We start from the raw sequence: 19509 nt of genomic DNA, 5'->3' as shown, positions 1-19509 counted from the left end.
TAAAATCATTTTGCATGTAATTTGAAAAGAAGTAAACATGAACAATGAAATCAAAAATTTAAACATACAAGACATGAATACAGTTAGAAAAAACAGAGCAAATTATTTTCCTTTTGGATTTGAAAACGCAATGCGTCCAAAATTTGAAACTTTTGTAAATTCTCAAAATCAATTTCCTGCAGTAAATATCAAAGAAAATGAAGATAGTTTCGAGATTTTATTAGCTGCACCAGGTTTAAACAAAGAAGACTTCTCAATTGAAATTGATGAAAATATTTTGAAAATTTCATCAGAATTTAAACAAAATGAAGAAGTAAAAGATGAAAAATTTTCGAGAAGAGAATTTAATTTTTCAAGTTTCAAAAGAGCATTTACATTGCCAGAAACCATAAACGAAGACAAAATAGAAGCTTCTTATGTAAACGGAATTTTACAATTAGTTTTACCTAAAAAAGAAGAAGCTTTACCAAAAGAAAAACGTAGCATACAAATTTCATAGATATAGTTAATTTTAGTTGGTTATTAAATCCTCAATTCTTCGGAGTTGAGGATTTTTGTTTAAATCAAATTTATAATTTTATCATTTCCTCAAAAACAATGTTCAAAAAAGTAACTATTTTATCGAAAACGGAATGAAAAAGTTCTTAACAAAAACACTTAATAATTTTTAGAAAAAAGTGCTTTTTAGTGAAAATTATTAAAAACTAATCTTTTACATTTACAAAAGACTAAAATTCAACTATGCACAAAAACATTTTATCTACAATAACTTACGTTGTAAAAACACGTTTTTGCACAAGCTCAAAAGAATTTCAAATAACTGAATTTAATTCGGATAATGGATTAAAAAACAGGTTGAATGCTTTTAGTTTTCTTGAAAATTACATCGAGATTATTTCAAATGAAGGTTTGCTACAAATTGAAAGTAATTTCATTCAACCAAAAGCAATTGATCGAATAAATACTGAAATCAATTTTCCTAACGAAAATAATTATAAACGTTTAAAACTAGTTAATCAAGAAGCTATTTTTATCACTCCAAATGAAACTATTTTTCCTTACGGAATTAGTTTGTCTTTTGTTTTAAATGAAGATTTCGATACTTTAAAAAAAGATAACGAATATGAAATTTATTCTTTACGAAATTCTGAACAGATCAATTATTCTGAACAACTTAACAATTTAATAAACGAATATAAATTACTAAAAAAAATAGGTTTTGAAGAACAAATAGATGCAATAAAATTAAATAAAAATCTATTCTCAAGTTTTGATATTAAGGCTGATCATTTTGAAATTTTAGACACACCTTTTTTGTGGAATAACCCAACAAGACAATTTTTTATAAATAATATTTCGAACCGCGAATTTATTTTAGATTGTCTTTACGACCATCTTTTTCATTATCAAGATTTTGATTATGTTCAGTTTTTAGAAAAAAATTGTCCGAAAGAAATTGAAAAAAATATTTATGCAATGCTGCATGGTCAGGGAGGTTTATTATTTGTTGGTTATCATCCAGAAAATTTAACCGAAAGTATTATGAGCGATATCGAATTAATTAATTATTACAATTTACTTGACGCAAATTTTTCTCAGGACAAATATTTATATAAAAATATTAATTTACAAATATTTAGTTTCAATGATTTTCCTGTTTTAGCAATTACGGTTTTTCCATTAAATGAAGAATCAAAAAAGAGTCATGCGTATAACCCTGATAAAATATTTGTGCTGCAAAATAATCGATTCATTAAGATGAAAGATAATTAAAAAACAATATTATATTTTCAAAAAAACACAAATACATGAAAGACATCTACGGATGTCTTTTTTTATTTCACAAAATATTCTATTTTAGACCTAATTTGTAAAATTTATCACACGAAATTACTTTAATTATGAAATTGATTAACACATTAACCTACTCTACAATCGTATTATCGTCTATTGCGGTACATGCGCAAGCGCAAGAAAAATTAGATCCAACTGTACAAAGTTTTGTAACCGAAATTCAAAATAATTCGCAGTTGAAAAAAATTTCGCACGAATTATTAGACGGAATCGGACCTCGTTTAGTAGGAACTCCGCAAATGGATCAAGCAGGAGAATGGGCAATTAAAACTTTGAAATCTTGGGGAATTGATGCACGCCGTGAAGATTATGGGACATGGAAAGCATGGGAGCGCGGAATAACGCATGTTGATATGACGTATCCAAGAGCAAAATCTATCGAAGCTACTCAATTAGCATGGTCACCAGCAACTAAAAAAGCTGTGAATGCAGATGTTGTTGCGATGCCAGTTTTCAAAACAAAAGCCGAGTTTGATGCGTGGTTACCTTCTGTAAAAGGGAAAGTTGTTTTGATGTCACAAAACCAATCATATGGACGTTCTGATTATCAATACAAAGATTTTGGTTTAGAGGATTTGTATAAAAAAGTTACTGATACAAGAAAAGCTGAAGCTGAAGCTTGGGCAAATTCTATCAAAGTGACAGGTTACAACAACAATACACTTCCAGAAGTTTTTGAGAAAAATGGAGCTGCTGCAGTTGCAATTTCTTATTGGACTGGAATTATGGGTGCAAATAGAATTTTTGGTGCAAAAACGAAAACTATTCCAATGTTAGATATTTCGAATGAAGATTACGGAATGTTATATCGTTTAGCTGAAAATGGAACTGCTCCAAAATTGACTGTTAATGCTCAATCTAAACACAATGGAGTTGCGAAAACATTCAATATTATTGGAGAAATTAAAGGAAAAGAAAAACCAAACGAATACATTATTCTTTCTGCTCACTTTGATTCTTGGGATGGTGCGCAGGGTGCGACAGACAATGGAACTGGAACTATTACAATGATGGAAACGATTCGTACCATCAAAAAATTATATCCAAATAACAAACGTACAATTTTGATTTGTTTATGGGGAAGTGAAGAGCAAGGATTGAATGGTTCTCGTGCATTTGTAGAAGATCATCCAGAAATTATTAAAAACACTCAAGCTGTATTTAACCAAGATAACGGAACAGGGCGTGTAGTAAATATCAATGGATCTGGTTTCGAAAAATCATATGAATACATGACGCGTTGGTTACAAGCTGTTCCTAATTTTATTACAAAAGAAATCAAGACAGATTTCCCTGGAATGCCAAGTGGTGGTGGATCGGATCATGCATCTTTTATCGCTGCAGGAGCGCCAGCTTTCGGACTTAGTTCGTTAAATTGGGGTTACGGTACGTATACTTGGCACACAAACAAAGATACGTATGATAAAATCGTTTTTGAAGAAGTACAAACAAATGCAATTTTGAGTGCAACTTTAACGATGATGGCAGATCAAGAAAAGGATTTAGTAAGTCGTGAGCGCCGAGTTTTACCTACTGGTAGAGATGGAAAACAACAAGAATGGCCAGAGGTTAAAAGCCCTGCAAGAAATTCTGATACTTATTTAAAATAAGATATTTTCAAATAAAAAGTCCACTTTTCAGTGGACTTTTTTGATTTTATTCTAAATTTATTCTTTTGTTTTAAACTCAATTTTATATTCTTCTTCTATAAAAGGATAACCATCTAATGATCTAGTCGAACGATTAGTGACATAAAAATCATACAAAGTATTTGCTTGTAAATTCGCCATTTCTAATATTAAAATTGTCTTATCAGCATTTAATCCAACAATTTTATTTAATGGAAAATGGTCCTTACCATTTTTAGAAAAATTGATTGAAACTTTATCATTCAAAGGCTTTGAGAAAACAATTTGTATTTGCTTTAATGTTGTATCAACATTTTGCGCTCCATTTTCAAACTCAATAATTTTTACTACACGAGGTTGATTCTTTTCATAGTTTAATTTCAATTCTTCTATATTCAATTCTTCTGAATAATATTTTGATTGATTTAATACTTCAAATACAGCTTTTTCATCTTCATAATTCAGTTCAATCAAGTCTTTTATCGCCTGCTTCTTATTCTTCGAATTCGCATAATAATTCTTAGAAATTGCATAACCTACAAAATATCCCAAATCAGGATGTTCGTTTGTTTCGCTATTATAAAACCAATTTTGAAAATTTTGACTGAATAGTTGATTTTTGAATTGATTTCTTACTAAATCATAATTCTTAAAACCATAATCTAAATAATGTGAATTATACTTTTCTTTAAGAGCTAATTCTGCTATAAAATCTGCCGAACCTTCTTTTATAGCTTTCGCAAGCACATTTACTTCACTACCTTTCTGAAAAGTATGGATAAACTCGTGTACACTTACAAAACCTAATAACGAAGGATTAGAAAACTGGAACATATTCTGTAAAGTCTTATTCTCAAATTCAGATGTATTAGTTGTCTTATCTCCAACTACTTTCTCTAAGCCTACAATTAAATCCGCTCCATTTGGCATTCCTCCAGAACGTAAAGCTCCAATTGTATAATAAATATTTCCTTTCGATTGGTTAGGATAAAGCTTTCTAAATTCTTTTAGAGCTTTCTCCGTTTTTTGAATTTGTTTACTTGAAACAAGTGTATTTTTTCGAATACTTTTCCAAAATTCTGGATATTTCGCAAAAGCTGTTACATAATTAGTTTCATTGAATTCTTTGTGTTTCGCAAAATCCTTCAATCCTATTGTTCCATCATCTAAATACATTTTTTTAAACGTTGAAACTTTATCATCACTCATTTTATTGATACTATCATAAGCTTTCCAAAAATTATCAATATCAGTTGTAATAATTTGTTGAGCATTTATCTTTATCGATAAAACAATCAACAAAGTTATTTTTAGTAATTTATTCATGTAGTGTTTTAATTATTATGGAAGAGAAATATTTTAAAATAATTATTCTCTATAATCAACAAACGTAATTGGTTTTCTACTTTCTGGTTTGAAAACAATTGATTGTAATTCTTCGAAAGTTTCAAATTTAATTGAAGGCGTTACACGTAGTTTTGCTCTGAAATAATCTTTTATTTTCGCTAAAAAATCATCGGTTTCATCTGACGAAACTAATCGAATTAAAATTTCATCAGTTCCGAATTCGTTTGAATAAATTTCGATTAAATGTAATTTAATTTCATCAAAATGATTCAAAATATCATGTAAAGCAGGTGGATACAAAGTTGTCCCTTTGTACTTTATCATATGTTGTTTTCTACCTTCAACTGGTCCTAATCGATACGAATTACTCCCGCATTTACATTTATCGGAATGTTTTCTTAACAAATCACCTGTTTTGAAACGCAACAAAGGCATTCCTTCTATTCCTAAAGTTGTAATTGTCAATTCGCCTAATTCACCATCTTGTACAACTTCATTATTCTCATCTAAAATTTCTGTGATAATCAAATCTGGCTGATGATGTCCTCCTACCGATTCATCACATTCTGTAAACGCGGTTCCCATCTCGGTTGAAGCATAAGTCGAAAAAAGTTTAATATTCCATTTCGAATTTATTTTTTGCGTCAACAAAGACGAATTCAAATCTTTATCACGCAACGATTCACCAATACACAAAACCGATTTTACAGATGAATTTTGATAATCAATATTATTTTTCTCTGCATAATCTAACATTTTCAATAAAAAAGATGGAACAGCAACCAAAAATTTAGGTTGATATTTTAGAATAGAATCCCATTGCAATTGCGGAACACCAGCGCCAACTCGAATAACGCCTGCGCCTATTTTTCTCAAACCAAGAAAATACGCCAAACCAGCCATAAAACGACGATCAATCGTTGTCATCAACTGTACAACATCACCTTTTTGAACACCAATTCGTTGAAAAGAATTCATTTCATTTGTTGCTAAACGATCCAAATCCTTATCCGTTAAACCAAAGGTTACAGGATCACCTAACGTTCCAGAAGTTGTGGAATAATCAATGATTTCAGTTGACGGAACACATAAAAAATCAAAATTATATTGATGTAAATCATTCTTTGTTGTAACAGGAATTAATTTTAAATCTTCTGTTGTTTGAATAGATTGCCAATCAATTTGATATTTTTTGAATAAATCTTGATAAAATTTGGAATGCGTCGCAAGATATTTAATCTGTTCTTGAAGTTTCTGATTTTGAAATTCTTTAATCTCTTCTATAGATTGAAGTTCTATGGATGTTAACGCGTTTTTCGAGAACATTTGGATAATTTTTTCTGAATTTTATTTCGATCAGGAACTGTAGTCACCTCCTTTGTCAATGCTAATTTATAATAAAAACTCGCTTGTTGATAATCTTTCTGCTGAAAATAATAATCGCCAACTTTGTCATAAACCAACCAAAAATCAGGATTATTCTGAATATAACTTGTTAAAAAAGTTTCCTCAATCTTCTTATTTTCTTTTATCAACTTGTTGATTTCATGCGTTTGCTCACGGTATTTTTCATAATTAGAATAATCATCAGATAATACAAACATATCTTTTTCAATTCTCAAACTATCTACATTTAACGTATAATTTAAAATAGAATCATTAAAAATTTTATTCAAATCATAAGCTGTAAATTCGCCTAATTGATATGGATTTGATGAAACCCAAACCAATCGTTTATCTGGTTGAAAAACAACTGCGTGATGCGCTAATAATTGATTCAAAGCCTTTTCATTTCCGTAACCTAATTTGGTGTTTTTCAAACCATTTGTATCTCGTAATAAATCAACCATTTTAGTTGGATTCAGTTTATTTTCATTCGAAAGATGCTCTTCAATTTTTTCAAAACGATAAACCGAATGACTTTCCTCTTTCTGCGTATTATTTCGCTTATCATCCAAATAAACATCACTCTGAAAATGATTCGTACAAGCTAAATAAGGTTGATTCTGAACTTCATAAACACCAAACTTTTTAGGAGAAATTTCTATCAACACAACACGATGATCTTTTGCACTACCAATCATCATACTCTCAGAGACGAAAACCTTTTTAGTTTTTGCTATTTCAACCGCTTCATCAATCGTTGAGGCATATTGTAAAACCTCTAAAGCAACGAGAGAAATGGGCGTTTTTGCTTTAAGTGGAATAGAAGATTTTCCAGCATTTATCGTTACTGTAAGCCCTTCCAAATTCATTCCAGACGAAACACCAATCATTCCGCCCCAAGTCACCGACATATAGGGATAACCAGAATTTGGCTTGACAAACGAAACTATTTTATTCTTCGCAAAATCATCATTTGCATAAAAATCAAAATTGCGACCAATCAACAAGCCTCCATCTTCAGATTTATTATCCCAAACAGCCAAAGATGAACAACCAACCAACATCAAATCATGCATAGCATGTCCTATATCGTGCGCCCCATGTAAAAAAAGATTACGATTATATTTGTCTATTAACGAATCGTAGCGGCTATTTGCAGACTCAGAAAGTCCATAAATTTGTGCTTTATATTCATTGTTGACATATTTATGTAAATCTCGATTATAATATTTGAGTACTTTAAAAAGAAATTTTCTGCGTTTTTCAGAAGGAATAAAATCAGTTATCAAATTCATAAAAGATTGCTCTTGAAAAGCATATAATTCTTTCGTTAAAACGCCTGTTTTTTGACCAATTTCTAACGGATCTCCGGAAACAAAAAGTTCCCAATTCTGCGTTTTATTTTTCTTTAAAAAATTATTTTCAATATAAAAAAGTGAATCATTGATTTCATTTCTACTGTATTGTTTTGATTGAAAAGTAGACAAATCAGGACGATTTTCTAAACTTTTTCTAACACCACAAGATATAAGCGTAAAAAAAATAAGCGTAAAAAAGTAAATGGTTTTATTCATTCGCATTTAGTTTTATTTCACGATGAACTTTGTTCATTAGATAGTCAGCGCCAAGGATTTCACAACAGGTTACAAATGCACCAACCGTTACACCCAAAACTCCATGAACACGGACATTTTGGCCAGTAAAAAACACATTTTTCACTTTAGATCTTGGTGAAATAAATGTTTTCATCGGATGATTACTATCTTTCAAATACCCATACATATTTCCTTTTTCAGAACCAATAAAATCGCGATAAGATAAAGGCGTAGAAGTATGAATTGAAGAAATTTTTTCTCTAATATCAGGAAATTTTTTCTCTAATTTACGAATGATTAATTCAGTTTTCTGACGTTTAAATTCTTCATATTCTTCTCCTCTTTTCCCATAATTATCGTTAGTCTCAACATTATACGATTCTTCCCATTTTTGTACTTCATCAAACGTCATATATGTCATAACCGTCATACTTTCCGAATATTCTTCATCTTTTTGATCCATACTAAATGTTGCAATGTATGTATTTGGCCAATCGTTTGTAGGTTTTTCGTAGCTATCCCATACATCATTTATTGAGTTAAAATGATAAATATTATGATTGATATAGGAAAAACTTTTAGGCTTAAAAACAATATAAATAGTAAATGCAGATGGCGTTACTTCCAAGCTTTTGACACGTCGAGAAAATGGTTTACCAAACTTACGCTCGCCTAACATGTCTATTGTTTTTTTAATGTCAATATTCGAAATGAATAAATCACCAAAGAAACTTTTTCCTTTTGTTGTTTCACAACCAATTACTTCTTCATTTTCGTTCTGAACAAATGATCTTATTTCTTGGTATTTATAAATTTCACCGCCATATTTCTTTAATTCTTTGATCAAAAGTTTCGCAATTTGACTTCCTCCATTTACACATCGCCAAGCCGAATGTATATAAGAGTTAACCGAAAGCGCATGTATGTACAAAGGCGTTTTCTCTGCTTGTCCTACATAAAGAAAATTATTCCCCACCAGAACTGCTTTCAAACGCTCATCTGTAAAAACAGAATCAATGTATTCTTTCGCATTAATCGACAAAAAATCTTCTTCATCAGCAAAAGTTCCGATATTCAAATTATACATTGGAAAAGCAGAACATATTTCTTCTAATTTATTACTATATTGGATTAAATTTTCTTGTTCTTTAGGAAAAAGATGAGCTAATTGATCAACAAAATTCTGATACGTTTGCGCTATTGGATATTCCTGAGAATCATCATCAAACGAAATCATATCAAAACCATTTTTATCCAACTGACGTAGTTTCAATTTGTCGGATATATTCAAATAACTGAAATAGTTATACAAGTTTTCTCCTTTATCTAAACCTCCAATATAATGAACGCCAGTATCAAAAATTGTTTTATTTCGAACAAAAGTTTGCAAATTTCCTCCAAACTGATTATTCTTTTCCAATACCACAACTTTCTTCCCTTCTTTTGCCAAAATAAGCGCAGAAACAAGTCCACCCAAACCACTACCAATCACTACTACATCGTAATGAGGTTCAAAATTATTTTGTGTAAACTGTGTATTCATTTGTTTCTGTTTGTTGGACAAAACTTGTAAAAAGTGATTCGTCAATATTTCTATTCTTTAAAACAACAATTTTCTCAAATTGATTTATTGTTTCTTGATAAATATTCTCAATATCAGTTGAAATTAAAAGCGTCGTATATTCATCTATAACGTTAAAATTAGAACGATATTCTAACGAACGGATTTTTGTAATATAATTTGTTGCAGCAACCTCTCGCTTTTCTTCCTCTTTTACAAACGTTATTATTTTTCGGTTGGCTTGTTGCATCAATAATAGAAAATCAATTTGTCCAAAATCATTCGAAAAATGAACTATTTTTTCATCTTTCGTAAATGTATTATTCAGTTGATGATAAACAGATTTATTCAAACTAAAATCCTTTTTTACAACTTGAATTATTTCAGATTCTTTGTACAAAAAACTTAAAAATAATTTCTGTTTCCAATAATTTTCATCTTCATGTTGATTTCGAATTTCTTGAAAATTAACTTTAAATTCTTTACTGATTTTTTTCGTTCGCTCCGAATAATTTGATCCATAATTTTCATCATTCCAAGCAATTCTTTTACCAATTATTGAATAAATATGTCCATCAAAAATTAAAAATTCTCCTTTCGGAATAATCTCAGAATTCCCATGAATATAAATTGGTAAAATATCAAGTTGCAATTTCTCCGCCAAATAAAATGCACCTTTGTGAAAACGATTGATATTATTTGTTCGAGAACGCGTTCCTTCAGGAAAAATCATCAACGAAAACTCATTCCCAATTCGAGTTTTAATCTCTTCAATATTATTTTCAACACCATTTGAAACGGGATAAAAACCAGCCATTTTCACAGCTTCACCAAAAATCGGCGATTTATAAACCCAATCATTTACCAAAAAAACAATTTTAGGCGTACACATTCCAATCGCCAACGTATCCAAGAACGAAGTGTGATTCGCAATTATGATTGACTGTTTCTTAAAATCTTCTTGATTTGGATTAATAATTTTCTTGACAACCGTTGGTTTTAACATCAACACAGATTTCATAAAAGTTGACATTCCCCAACCAAAAAGTTTATATTTTTTTTCTTTCGTGATTGGTAAAATAAGCATCAAAAATCGAAGGATCAAAGACGTTATTGTACCAAATAATCCAAAATAAATAAAGAAAATTCCACTTTGTATTGCCAACCACAACGTCATTGGACTTTTACCTTGTTTTGGTCGATTCGAAATAAAAAATCGAAATAAAATTGGGTAGAAAATAAATGTAATCACTAGTGCTGCTACAACTCCAACCAAAGAAACTGATGCGATTGATTTTAAAGCTGGATTTAGCAAAAATTAACGCTCCAATTGCTAAAATTGTCGTGATAACTGCTAACAAAATCGAAGTTCGATAAGTAGGCATTTCATCTTTTCCAGTCGTATATTCTTTTTGTAAAGCACTCGTCATAAAAATACTAAAATCGACACCATGACCAAAAACCAACGTACAAACAATACTACTAAAAATATTAAGTTTAATATCAAAAAGTCCCATCAATCCAGCTGTAACCAAACCTGATAATGCGATAGGAATCGCACTAATAATCACCAATTCGATACGTCGGAAAAAATACCACAATATTAATAAAACAGCAATAAACGAATAGTTGACAAGATTATTAAAATCTGTTACTAGGTTTCCTAAAAAGTTTTCGTTTAACTGTTTACGATCAATTACAATTGTTTCTTTATTATGATATTGTTTGATGAAATTTTCTCGGCTTTCTTCCTTTAATTTGACTAAAGTAGAAATCGTATAAAAACCATTTTTTTGCGAAACAAATTCTTCAAAAAGCGATGGATTAAACGCGCGATAATCTTCTAATTTTAAAGGTTGATATGCTTTATCAAAAATTGAGAAAAATTGATTATAAATTTCTTCTTTGAAACCATATTTTTTTCCATCCTTGATAAATTCATTCTTCACAAAATTCACTTTCTCTGAATTCCAGAAATTTTCCCAGTCTTTTATTTTTTCTTGTTGAACAGAAGTTGGCAAAACTAACGATTGAATGGAATTATAACTTAAAATCTCATCCTTACCTTCTGCTTTTTGCAACTTATTTGTTAACGCTATATTTTGATTTAAAACATCTTCGACATTATTTCCATAATTTACAACATACAATGATTTTGAGATAGAATTAGACGAAGTCTCTAACTTTTGTTCGGCTATTTTTTGGTCGGTTGGAACGTAATTCAATTTAGATAAATCTTTATCAAAATTGACATTATTAAACGTAAAACAACTCACAATAATCAAAAGAACACAAGCACCAATCAATATCTTGTTATTATGAAATGAAAAGAACGCTAACTTCTCGATTATTGAAGAATTATTTTCAATCGCATCTTGTTTTGGATGATATAAATGTGGAATAATCAATAAAGAAAAAACACCAGAAACAATAACTGTTATTCCAGCAAAAATTCCTAAATCTTTCAACACATCCGATTTCACAAAAAGTAAACACAAAAATGCAATCGCTGTAGTTGTACAGCTCATGATAAGCGGTTTTGTAATCTCTTTAAATAAAGTCTTTGAATCACTATTGTGCTTATAATGCGTCATGATATGCAACGAATAATCAATCGTTATTCCTAATAAAACTGCTCCAATACTCAATGAAATTGCAGAAATTGTACCTTGAATAAAATACAAAAGTGCCAAAGCAAAGAAAAAACCAAAAACGGAAGGAATAAAAATAATTATTGGAATGTAAATTTTTCGATAAAAAACCATTAAAATCACCATTAATGTAATCATCGAAATCAAAACAGTTGTAATAATATCTTGTTTAATTTGCTTTGCATTCGCAACTGCAATAAAGCTTGAACCAAAATAACTTAATGTTGATTTCCCGCTATATTCAGGATTTAAATGTTGTTGAATTTCCTCTAAACGATTGACAAATTCGGTATTATGTTCTGTTTCACTTCCTGAAAATTTAGGATTGATAAAAAGAAATAATTTCGAATGATCTTTCGTTACAATAAATCCATTGTAAACCTCGAAATCATCCGTCAAATTCTTTTCTTTTAAACGATTTAACGCAACAAAAGTCAATCCAAGCGGATCTTTCAACATAAACTCTTTCGAAACAATTCCAGTCGGGGTAATCAAGCTTTTATAATTACTTTCAACAATAGAAGCTATCGAATCTTTAGACAATTTTCGCTCTAACGTTTTATAATCTTCTTTCTCTAAAAAAAGTGGTAAATTTTGATGAACAAAATCAAAAGTCGAAGCAAAATTATCTAAATCATACTGCCCTTGAATGTCATTATAATAGTTATTTAACGGTTGAATACTATCTAAAAAATCAGTTGCCTGAGCCGTCATATCATCCAATGTTCCAGCTTTTTCTTTTTCGATAATCACCGCAACTTTATCCGTAAATTTTAATTGAGCAATAACCTTTGCTATTGCATCATTTTTCTCATCTTTCGGAATGATTCGCGTAATATCTTCTTCAAATTTTAGTCGATTTGCAAAAAAAGCACAACCAACTAAAAAGAGAATAAAAAATAATACACTCAACCATTTATTCGCTCTGATTTTTAAAAATATGTTATAGAAAAATTTATGCATTCTTAATTGTCTTTTGACTGAAATAAGTTAATAAAAAATAACTTACAATTCCACTAACAATACTACAAAAAGTTGCTAAAACCAGGCTTCCTACAATGTAACGAAGAAGATTTTTCTTAATAATTTCGAAAGAAACCAAACTCAAATCCAAATGAAAATTGTCCTGCAAAATAAATCCACCTGTCAACAAAGAAAGATAAATAATTATCGGAATCATTGGCGGAATACTAATATTGGAACAAAAGAAACTGATGACTTTATTTAGGCGAAACATTGATGCTAAAAAAATGGATAAAAAAGTTTGAAAGCCCCAAAATGGTGCAATTCCAAGGAAAATCCCCAAAGCAATTGAAAGCGCTTTTACTTTATTACTATCATTACTTCCTAAGATATCCTCTTTAATGAATGTTCGAATATTTTTTTTTTTGAAACTGAAGAAAAAATTACGTGGTTTGATGTAAAAAATCGTCAAAAAAACCAGAAAAGTATTCAGAATACTAATTCTCGTAAAATCTTGAAATGGACGAAAATGTGAAACACGTTCGTTTGGATCGTACAAAATATCAATTGGAATATTCGTTACCTCAATTCCTTTCCAAGCTGTTCGTACAATGATTTCAATTTCGAATTCGAATTTATTTGTCCAAAACTTTTTCGGAATAAATTTCAATGGATACAAACGATAACCAGATTGTGTATCATTCAGCTTAATTCCTGTCTCAAACCAAAACCAAAAATTAGAAAACTTATTTCCAAAACTACTTTTCTTCGGAATGCCATCTTGCTCCATTTGACGACTTCCAATAATTAAAACAGGCTTATTTTTTTGCTCTAATTCTGTAATAAAATTTGGAATATCATGCGGAAAATGTTGACCATCCGAATCGATTGTCAATGCATAATGGTAGCCTTTTTCTCGCGCAGTTTTAAAACCAATACGTAGTGCATTACCTTTTCCTTTATTTTCAGAGAGTTCAACTACAATAAACTGATTCTGATAATCTTTTAAAATTTCGGAAGTAGAATCCGTCGATCCATCATTTATAACAATAATTTGATTCGTGTACTCCAAAACTCCATCAATCACACGTTTCAATGTTTTATGATTGTTGTAAGTCGGAATAAGTACACAAACTTTTTGTTCGTCTATTTTATGTCGAATAATCGAAAAATCCATTGATTAATTTAGTTTTTTCAGCTGCTGCGCTGTAAAAGTATTGTATTTTTTAGCGTAAGATTTCACCAAAGTTTTTACTTCTTTTGGTGCAGAACTATAATTTTCGACAATGAATGTTTTATCTTCTTGTATATTTTGATTGTACTTGATAAATTTTGGAATATTCTCTTGCACAATCAATCGAATTAAACGGTTTTCAACATCTTTCGAGTCCTTTTTTATCGAATTATTGATCAAAGTTGCTCCATCCGTAAAATATTGTTTCTTTGTTTCTTTATCTTTTATATACCTTGCTTTCAGAATTTTAGAGGCTCCTTTATATGCAATAATTGTTTGATTATCACCCGAATAATCATCTAATTTATTATACAAAATAGATACATTATTTGATGATTTCGAAGCGTTTTCAAAATCTGTTCTCAATTCGGATAAAGTTAATCCAAAGAAAAATGAAACCGATAAAAAGATAGATAATAGAGTTTTCATTAATCCAAAACTTTATAAATTGCACTAAATTTCAACGCATTTGTCGTTTCAAAAAATGAAGAATTTTTCACTTTCACTTCATTATTTTCACAAACAACATTCAAACTCAAATCCAAAATAGGATTGATAAACGGATTTATTGTCGCCATAAATTTCACATTCGAAACTTTAGACAAAAACAAATCTTTCGAAACAAAACCTTCTGTTATTTCCTTTATAATCTGCATCATGCAAACACCAGGTGTAATTGGATTATTTGGAAAATGACCTTCGAAAACTTGATGATTTGGATTCAATTCAATTTGAACTTTAAAATTATTTTCATCAATTTTTTCAGTATTTTTAATGGTATATAGATTAGGAATAAGCATTTGTAATAGTTTTGAATTACAAATATAATCTAAAAAAAGATGATTTGTACGTTAGTTTATTCTTCCTCTAATTGTATATTTACTTTTGTAAGTGTAATACTTAAATTGAAGTGGTTATGTTTAATTGAAATCTGTTCTGGAAAATCTGTTAAATCTGTCGAAAATTGGTTAATTGTTTTTATTTTATTATTCTTTAAATGAACCAATTCTTGAAAATAATTTGATTCATTCTTAGCAAAAATTAAACTCACTTCTTTTGATTTTAAAATCGTTTGATTTGTCGTTTTTATACGCTCATCAACTTGAAAATCATTTTTAAAAATAGCTTGTAAATCATCTGCAAGAGTTTTTACAACCATTTTTTTATTCAAATCTGGCATCGCATAATTCAAGGTATAATCGTGGTCTGTGACTGACAAATCAAATAACGTATTCCCAAAATCAGACGTCATTACCACACGATGCGAGTTATAACCCAATTTTTTCACAACAAAATTACCTTTCATTTCCTTTTTCATGAACGTAATCTTGAAACGGTAACTATATTCTTTATCAATTGAACTAAAATATGGGTTCAAAAACTCCCTTTCATCCTTTTGTTGTTCTTGTATATCAGCAATTTTGTAAGCCGTACCACAAGAAGTTAAAATGAAAAAACTAAGGATTAAAAACAGACGCATTGATTGTTTTATTTAAAGATTTGTTGGTAAATAAAATTTTTGTGTAATCATCCGAAGGTTCAATTAATTTAACTTCTGTAACCGTTGATTGACCAGAATAAAATGTCAACTGAATTTCTTTGATGTACTTTTTTACATCCTTTAATTTTGGTTGCAATTTCGCAATTCGAGATTTATCAGTTTTCGCAAAAGTTATAATGAAATCGTTTGTATCAAACAAATTTCCACTTACACTTCCTACAATTAATTGATTTAATTTTTCAAATTTTTTATTTCCTTGCAAATCTACACTCGATTTTTTTCCTTCATCATTAATATAGATTTTTCCATTGTTAAAAATCACATTATAATCAATCGGTTGAGTATAATTCCAACGCATCGCTTTCGGATTTTGTAAATACAATTTCCCTTTCGAAACAATTGGTTTATCCAAGAAACTCATCACTTTATATTGTGTAAAATCAGCCGTCAACGTCTGTATTTTCTTAGAATCAGTTATAATATCTTTTTTGAAATTTTCAATTTCAACATTACTCATTTTACTTTCTTGCGCAAAAATTGTCAAGTGAAAAAAAGCAAATAAAATGAAGATTTTAGTTTTCATATACATCAATTTTCAAGAGTTCATTTAACGGAACTACTTTATAATTTTCCTTTTGTAAAAATACAAATAATTGCTCTAAAACATTCGCCGTTTTGTCCGAAGTATCATGCATCAAAATAATAGAACCAGGCTTTATTTGACGAGTAATTCGGTTCAATAATTTTTTTTCATCATTGATAACCGTATCCAAAGAACGAATATTCCAACCAATTACATTATGTTGTGTTTTATTTAAAGCCTTTGCTATATGTGGATTCGTTACACCAAAAGGTGGTCTAAAAATTTTAGTTGTAACGTTTATTTTTTCTTTAATAAGTTGATTGGTAGAAACGATTTCTTCAACAATTTTTTCAGCAGAATAAAAACCATTTTTAGAAGAATGATGAAAAGTATGATTTCCTATCAAATGCCCTGACTGATGAGTTTTTTGAAAAATTTCAGGATAATTTTCGATTTGTTTACCAATGCAAAAAAAAGTTGCTTTTGCATTATTTTGTTCTAATATCGATAAAATTCTCGGCGTAAATTCTGTTGGTCCATCATCAAAAGTTAGAGAAATTATTTTTTCAGTATGATTATTCCCTCGATAATAAGCTTTCAAAAAATAGTTGAATCGAATTTCAAAAGCACCAAAAATTGTCAATGTTAACCAAACAAAAAAAGGTATCAATAAATAAAAAAAAGACAAACCTTTTGTAAAACAACCAATTGATAAACAGATTAGTATAATTACAAAAAGGATTGTAGCAACTCTGTTCATATCGATTGAAGCAATACTAAACTTAAATCCTGGCCTTTATGCCCATTCACCAAAAGTACATTTTTATAACTTTCAGCTTTTACATCATTCATTTTGAATTGATTTGGTAAAATTTGATTTTTCAGCAATTCACATCCTAACACAAATCCGAAAGCAGAAGAAGTTCCAAACTCTCCAATAAATTCTTTGTATTCAAATAACTCTATTTTATTTAAATCATTAATATTCAATAAATTTTCACCAGAAATAATCGTATCAATATCGGTTAAATTCATATGATTCAATTGAATAAATTTTAGAATTTCGGAATACAAATCTTCATATTGATTTAAAATAAAAACATCTAAAACTTTCGCATAAGAGTTTTCATTTCTCTTATTAGATAAAACACAAAAATGTGCGCCTTCACTATATTTAATTCCTTGATTATCTTTTGATTCTATTTCACCAATTAATTGTAACAATTGATACGTTCGTTCTCCAATTTCATCAATTCCACCAACCAAAACGTTATTTGCTTCTTGATTTTCTACTTGTAAAAAACCATCTAAAAGCGCATTTTCAAAGGAATTAAAACCATTTGTATACGTAAAATTGTATGCATTACAACCAAGATGCAGAGCAATTTGAGAGCCAACCGTATTATGCGTAGATTGAATAAAAGCCGTTGGAGTTAAAAACTCTTCTTTATTTTGAATAATATTTGTCAAAAACTTTTCAGAATCTACCAAACAACCTAAAGCCGTTCCTGTAATTATTGCCTCTGGTTGTTCAATTCCTGCATCATTCAAAGCTTTTAGAGAAGAATAAATTCCTATTTTTACTCCAGAAGCCATTCTACGGCTCATCGCTGGCGAAATCATATCTTTAAGAGAAGGTGATTTTGCCTTTGTAATGGAAGTTTCTAAAGGAAGAAAATCATTCGTAATTTCATCTATAAATTGCGAATTTACAAAACCTAATCCGTTTACAAATACTTCTTTCATGATTTAGAAAAAATTAAAGTTGAACAATTTCCTCCAAAACCAAACGAATTTGATAACACATATTTAATATTTTTCTTTACCAGTTTTGTGGTAGGAAAGATATTCAACTCTTCAATCGGAGATTGAAAATTAAGATTTGGATAAACAAGATTATGTTGAAGACTCAACAAGCTAAAAACTGCTTCTACACTCGCAGCAGCAGCCAATGTATGACCTGTGAATGGTTTTGTAGAACTGAAATTTGGTACATTTTCTCCGAAAATTCTCTTCAAAGCTCGTCCTTCTGTTAAATCATTATTGTTTGTTGCAGTTCCATGAACATTGATATAATCGATTTCAGTTGGTTGAATAATTGCTGATTCAAATGCTTTTCTCATCGCCAAATACGCTCCTTCTCCATTTTCAGAAGAAGCTGTTTGATGAAATGCATCATTCGAATTTCCTGCACCAATCAAATAACCAAGGACTTTTTTATTTGATTTTCGAACAAATTCTTCTGATTCTAAAACCAAATAAGCAGCTGCTTCACCAAGATTCAAACCTTTTCTATTTTCATCAAAAGGTTGATTAAATTCATCACTCAGAATCATCAAGCTTTTGAATCCATTCATGGTAAACTTTGACAATGCATCCGTTCCGCCAACAATCACTCGATCCAATTTACCTGAATTAATCAAGCGCGCGCCATACATAATCGCATTCGCAGCCGAAGAACAAGCAGTACTAATTGTCGAAACAAAGCCTTTCAAACCGATTTCATTTGAAATTTGATTGGAAGAAGCGCCAGCATCATGACTCGAAATGTACTTTTGTTTTTCAAGCAAATTTTCATAATCCAAAAAGTAATTTTCTGTCCTATCCATTCCTCCCACACTTGTCGAAGAAATCAATCCAGTTCTGACTTCATTTACGTTTTCGATTCCTGCATTTTGCAGAGCTTCTTTCACAGCAATTAGTCCTAACATCACTGTTCGAGAGAAATTATTCTCTGGAGATAAATTTAAAAAAGTTGCTAATTCATCGTTCGATAATTTAATTTCTCCTACAAAAATTTCATTTTTATGAATAGAATCAAAATTTTCGAGGCGTGATAAGCCATGCTTTTGATGAATTAATGAATCGAAATTCTCTTCGACATTTTTACCAATTGCCGAAATAATTCCCATTCCTGTTATTGCAACTTTTTTATGCATTATTTTGTTCTATTTTTCTCAATATAATCTGCCATTACTCCTACCGATTGAAAGATCGTTTTTCCTTCTTTTGGATCTGTAATTTTGATTCCATATTCTTTATCCAATAAAACAATCAACTCCAAAGCATCGATTGAATCTAATCCCAAACCATCTCCAAATAAAGGATCATCATTTTTGATATCCTCTACTGATACATCTTCAAGATTTAAAATTTCAATGATTTTAACTTTCAAATCGTTAATTAAATTTTCCATAGTATTTTTA

The 19509-nt window shown here is 29.7% G+C and carries 18 protein-coding genes; 3 read left to right on the top strand and 15 right to left on the bottom strand.

Translation table 11 applies throughout. The features are described from left to right. Window positions 1–73: 73 nt before the first annotated feature. The 3 genes from B4H69_RS08190 to B4H69_RS08180 all read left to right on the top strand — a co-directional run bounded on the left by B4H69_RS08190 (window position 74) and on the right by B4H69_RS08180 (window position 3464). Window positions 74–499 (top strand): Hsp20/alpha crystallin family protein, encoded by a 426-nt coding sequence (locus tag B4H69_RS08190; protein WP_280045364.1) that lies wholly within the window; start codon window positions 74–76, stop codon window positions 497–499. A gap of 242 nt (window positions 500–741) precedes the next feature. Further along, window positions 742–1773 (top strand): hypothetical protein, encoded by a 1032-nt coding sequence (locus B4H69_RS08185; protein WP_280045363.1) that lies wholly within the window; start codon window positions 742–744, stop codon window positions 1771–1773. Between the two features lie 128 nt (window positions 1774–1901). Continuing rightward, window positions 1902–3464, top strand: coding sequence for a M20/M25/M40 family metallo-hydrolase (locus B4H69_RS08180; RefSeq protein WP_280045362.1), 1563 nt, complete (start codon window positions 1902–1904; stop codon window positions 3462–3464). Between the two features lie 57 nt (window positions 3465–3521). On the opposite strand, the gene B4H69_RS08175 is transcribed toward B4H69_RS08180, so the two are convergent. From B4H69_RS08175 to B4H69_RS08105, 15 genes are all read right to left on the bottom strand, one after another. Beyond that, window positions 3522–4808, bottom strand: a complete 1287-nt coding sequence (locus tag B4H69_RS08175) for an Ig-like domain-containing protein (RefSeq protein WP_291093447.1) — start codon at window positions 4806–4808, stop codon at window positions 3522–3524. Window positions 4809–4850: 42 nt separating this feature from the next. Next, entirely contained in the window at window positions 4851–6155 is a 1305-nt protein-coding gene (locus B4H69_RS08170) for a phenylacetate--CoA ligase family protein (protein ID WP_280045359.1), read from the bottom strand. Next, complete coding sequence (locus B4H69_RS08165; protein WP_180904805.1) at window positions 6134–7795, bottom strand: C45 family autoproteolytic acyltransferase/hydolase; 1662 nt, start codon at window positions 7793–7795, stop codon at window positions 6134–6136. Before B4H69_RS08165 ends, B4H69_RS08170 begins: the two co-directional genes overlap by 22 nt. Beyond that, entirely contained in the window at window positions 7782–9353 is a 1572-nt protein-coding gene (locus B4H69_RS08160; RefSeq protein WP_180904806.1) for a phytoene desaturase family protein, read from the bottom strand. Before B4H69_RS08160 ends, B4H69_RS08165 begins: the two co-directional genes overlap by 14 nt. Beyond that, window positions 9328–10377 carry a lysophospholipid acyltransferase family protein gene (locus B4H69_RS08155; protein WP_347881518.1) on the bottom strand — a complete coding sequence of 350 codons (1050 nt, stop codon included), beginning with the start codon at window positions 10375–10377 and terminating at the stop codon, window positions 9328–9330. Before B4H69_RS08155 ends, B4H69_RS08160 begins: the two co-directional genes overlap by 26 nt. A gap of 178 nt (window positions 10378–10555) precedes the next feature. Beyond that, complete coding sequence (locus B4H69_RS08150) at window positions 10556–12985, bottom strand: MMPL family transporter (protein ID WP_180904807.1); 2430 nt, start codon at window positions 12983–12985, stop codon at window positions 10556–10558. Continuing rightward, a complete protein-coding gene (locus tag B4H69_RS08145; protein WP_280045356.1) occupies window positions 12978–14162 on the bottom strand; it encodes a DUF2062 domain-containing protein in 1185 nt (394 codons plus the stop codon). The genes B4H69_RS08150 and B4H69_RS08145 overlap by 8 nt, the downstream gene beginning before the upstream one ends. Before the next feature lie 3 nt (window positions 14163–14165). Beyond that, the gene (locus B4H69_RS08140; RefSeq protein WP_180904809.1) at window positions 14166–14648 is read right to left on the bottom strand and encodes a hypothetical protein; all 483 of its coding nucleotides are present in this window, start codon (window positions 14646–14648) and stop codon (window positions 14166–14168) included. Continuing rightward, window positions 14648–15019, bottom strand: a complete 372-nt coding sequence (locus B4H69_RS08135; RefSeq protein ID WP_038332261.1) for a 3-hydroxyacyl-ACP dehydratase — start codon at window positions 15017–15019, stop codon at window positions 14648–14650. Before B4H69_RS08135 ends, B4H69_RS08140 begins: the two co-directional genes overlap by 1 nt. A gap of 56 nt (window positions 15020–15075) precedes the next feature. Then, on the bottom strand, window positions 15076–15699 hold the full coding sequence (locus B4H69_RS08130) for a DUF3261 domain-containing protein (protein WP_180904810.1): 624 nt from the start codon (window positions 15697–15699) through the stop codon (window positions 15076–15078). Further along, on the bottom strand, window positions 15677–16303 hold the full coding sequence (locus B4H69_RS08125; protein WP_394368123.1) for a LolA family protein: 627 nt from the start codon (window positions 16301–16303) through the stop codon (window positions 15677–15679). Before B4H69_RS08125 ends, B4H69_RS08130 begins: the two co-directional genes overlap by 23 nt. Further along, window positions 16293–17063, bottom strand: coding sequence for a polysaccharide deacetylase family protein (locus B4H69_RS08120; protein ID WP_180904812.1), 771 nt, complete (start codon window positions 17061–17063; stop codon window positions 16293–16295). Before B4H69_RS08120 ends, B4H69_RS08125 begins: the two co-directional genes overlap by 11 nt. Beyond that, on the bottom strand, window positions 17060–18049 hold the full coding sequence (locus B4H69_RS08115) for a beta-ketoacyl synthase chain length factor (protein WP_180904813.1): 990 nt from the start codon (window positions 18047–18049) through the stop codon (window positions 17060–17062). Before B4H69_RS08115 ends, B4H69_RS08120 begins: the two co-directional genes overlap by 4 nt. Then, window positions 18046–19242 (bottom strand): beta-ketoacyl-[acyl-carrier-protein] synthase family protein, encoded by a 1197-nt coding sequence (locus tag B4H69_RS08110; RefSeq protein WP_180904814.1) that lies wholly within the window; start codon window positions 19240–19242, stop codon window positions 18046–18048. The genes B4H69_RS08115 and B4H69_RS08110 overlap by 4 nt, the downstream gene beginning before the upstream one ends. Further along, window positions 19242–19499: a phosphopantetheine-binding protein gene (locus B4H69_RS08105; RefSeq protein WP_180904815.1), complete on the bottom strand. Its 258-nt coding sequence runs from the start codon at window positions 19497–19499 to the stop codon at window positions 19242–19244. The genes B4H69_RS08110 and B4H69_RS08105 overlap by 1 nt, the downstream gene beginning before the upstream one ends. Window positions 19500–19509 lie beyond the last annotated feature (10 nt).

Origin of the sequence: Empedobacter sp. UBA6745, from assembly GCF_002453775.1 — a bacterium.
Taxonomy (GTDB): Bacteria; Bacteroidota; Bacteroidia; order Flavobacteriales; family Weeksellaceae; genus Empedobacter; species Empedobacter falsenii_C.
This window is presented reverse-complemented; position numbering and strand designations above follow the sequence as displayed.

Excerpts from the sequence above, each read along its gene's own strand:
- B4H69_RS08130 (WP_180904810.1), bottom strand. The coding sequence starts at position 15,699 with ATGCGTCTGTTTTTAATCCTTAGTTTTTTCATTTTAACTTCTTGTGGT.
- B4H69_RS08165 (WP_180904805.1), bottom strand. The coding sequence starts at position 7,795 with ATGCGAATGAATAAAACCATTTACTTTTTTACGCTTATTTTTTTTACG.
- B4H69_RS08145 (WP_280045356.1), bottom strand. The coding sequence starts at position 14,162 with ATGGATTTTTCGATTATTCGACATAAAATAGACGAACAAAAAGTTTGT.
- B4H69_RS08160 (WP_180904806.1), bottom strand. The coding sequence starts at position 9,353 with ATGAATACACAGTTTACACAAAATAATTTTGAACCTCATTACGATGTA.
- B4H69_RS08140 (WP_180904809.1), bottom strand. The coding sequence starts at position 14,648 with ATGAAAACTCTATTATCTATCTTTTTATCGGTTTCATTTTTCTTTGGA.
- B4H69_RS08170 (WP_280045359.1), bottom strand. The coding sequence starts at position 6,155 with ATGTTCTCGAAAAACGCGTTAACATCCATAGAACTTCAATCTATAGAA.
- B4H69_RS08150 (WP_180904807.1), bottom strand. The coding sequence starts at position 12,985 with ATGCATAAATTTTTCTATAACATATTTTTAAAAATCAGAGCGAATAAA.
- B4H69_RS08185 (WP_280045363.1), top strand. The coding sequence starts at position 742 with ATGCACAAAAACATTTTATCTACAATAACTTACGTTGTAAAAACACGT.
- B4H69_RS08180 (WP_280045362.1), top strand. The coding sequence starts at position 1,902 with ATGAAATTGATTAACACATTAACCTACTCTACAATCGTATTATCGTCT.
- B4H69_RS08190 (WP_280045364.1), top strand. The coding sequence starts at position 74 with ATGAATACAGTTAGAAAAAACAGAGCAAATTATTTTCCTTTTGGATTT.
- B4H69_RS08115 (WP_180904813.1), bottom strand. The coding sequence starts at position 18,049 with ATGAAAGAAGTATTTGTAAACGGATTAGGTTTTGTAAATTCGCAATTT.
- B4H69_RS08125 (WP_394368123.1), bottom strand. The coding sequence starts at position 16,303 with ATGAAAACTAAAATCTTCATTTTATTTGCTTTTTTTCACTTGACAATT.
- B4H69_RS08175 (WP_291093447.1), bottom strand. The coding sequence starts at position 4,808 with ATGAATAAATTACTAAAAATAACTTTGTTGATTGTTTTATCGATAAAG.
- B4H69_RS08135 (WP_038332261.1), bottom strand. The coding sequence starts at position 15,019 with ATGCTTATTCCTAATCTATATACCATTAAAAATACTGAAAAAATTGAT.
- B4H69_RS08155 (WP_347881518.1), bottom strand. The coding sequence starts at position 10,377 with ATGTTAAAACCAACGGTTGTCAAGAAAATTATTAATCCAAATCAAGAA.
- B4H69_RS08120 (WP_180904812.1), bottom strand. The coding sequence starts at position 17,063 with ATGAACAGAGTTGCTACAATCCTTTTTGTAATTATACTAATCTGTTTA.
- B4H69_RS08110 (WP_180904814.1), bottom strand. The coding sequence starts at position 19,242 with ATGCATAAAAAAGTTGCAATAACAGGAATGGGAATTATTTCGGCAATT.
- B4H69_RS08105 (WP_180904815.1), bottom strand. The coding sequence starts at position 19,499 with ATGGAAAATTTAATTAACGATTTGAAAGTTAAAATCATTGAAATTTTA.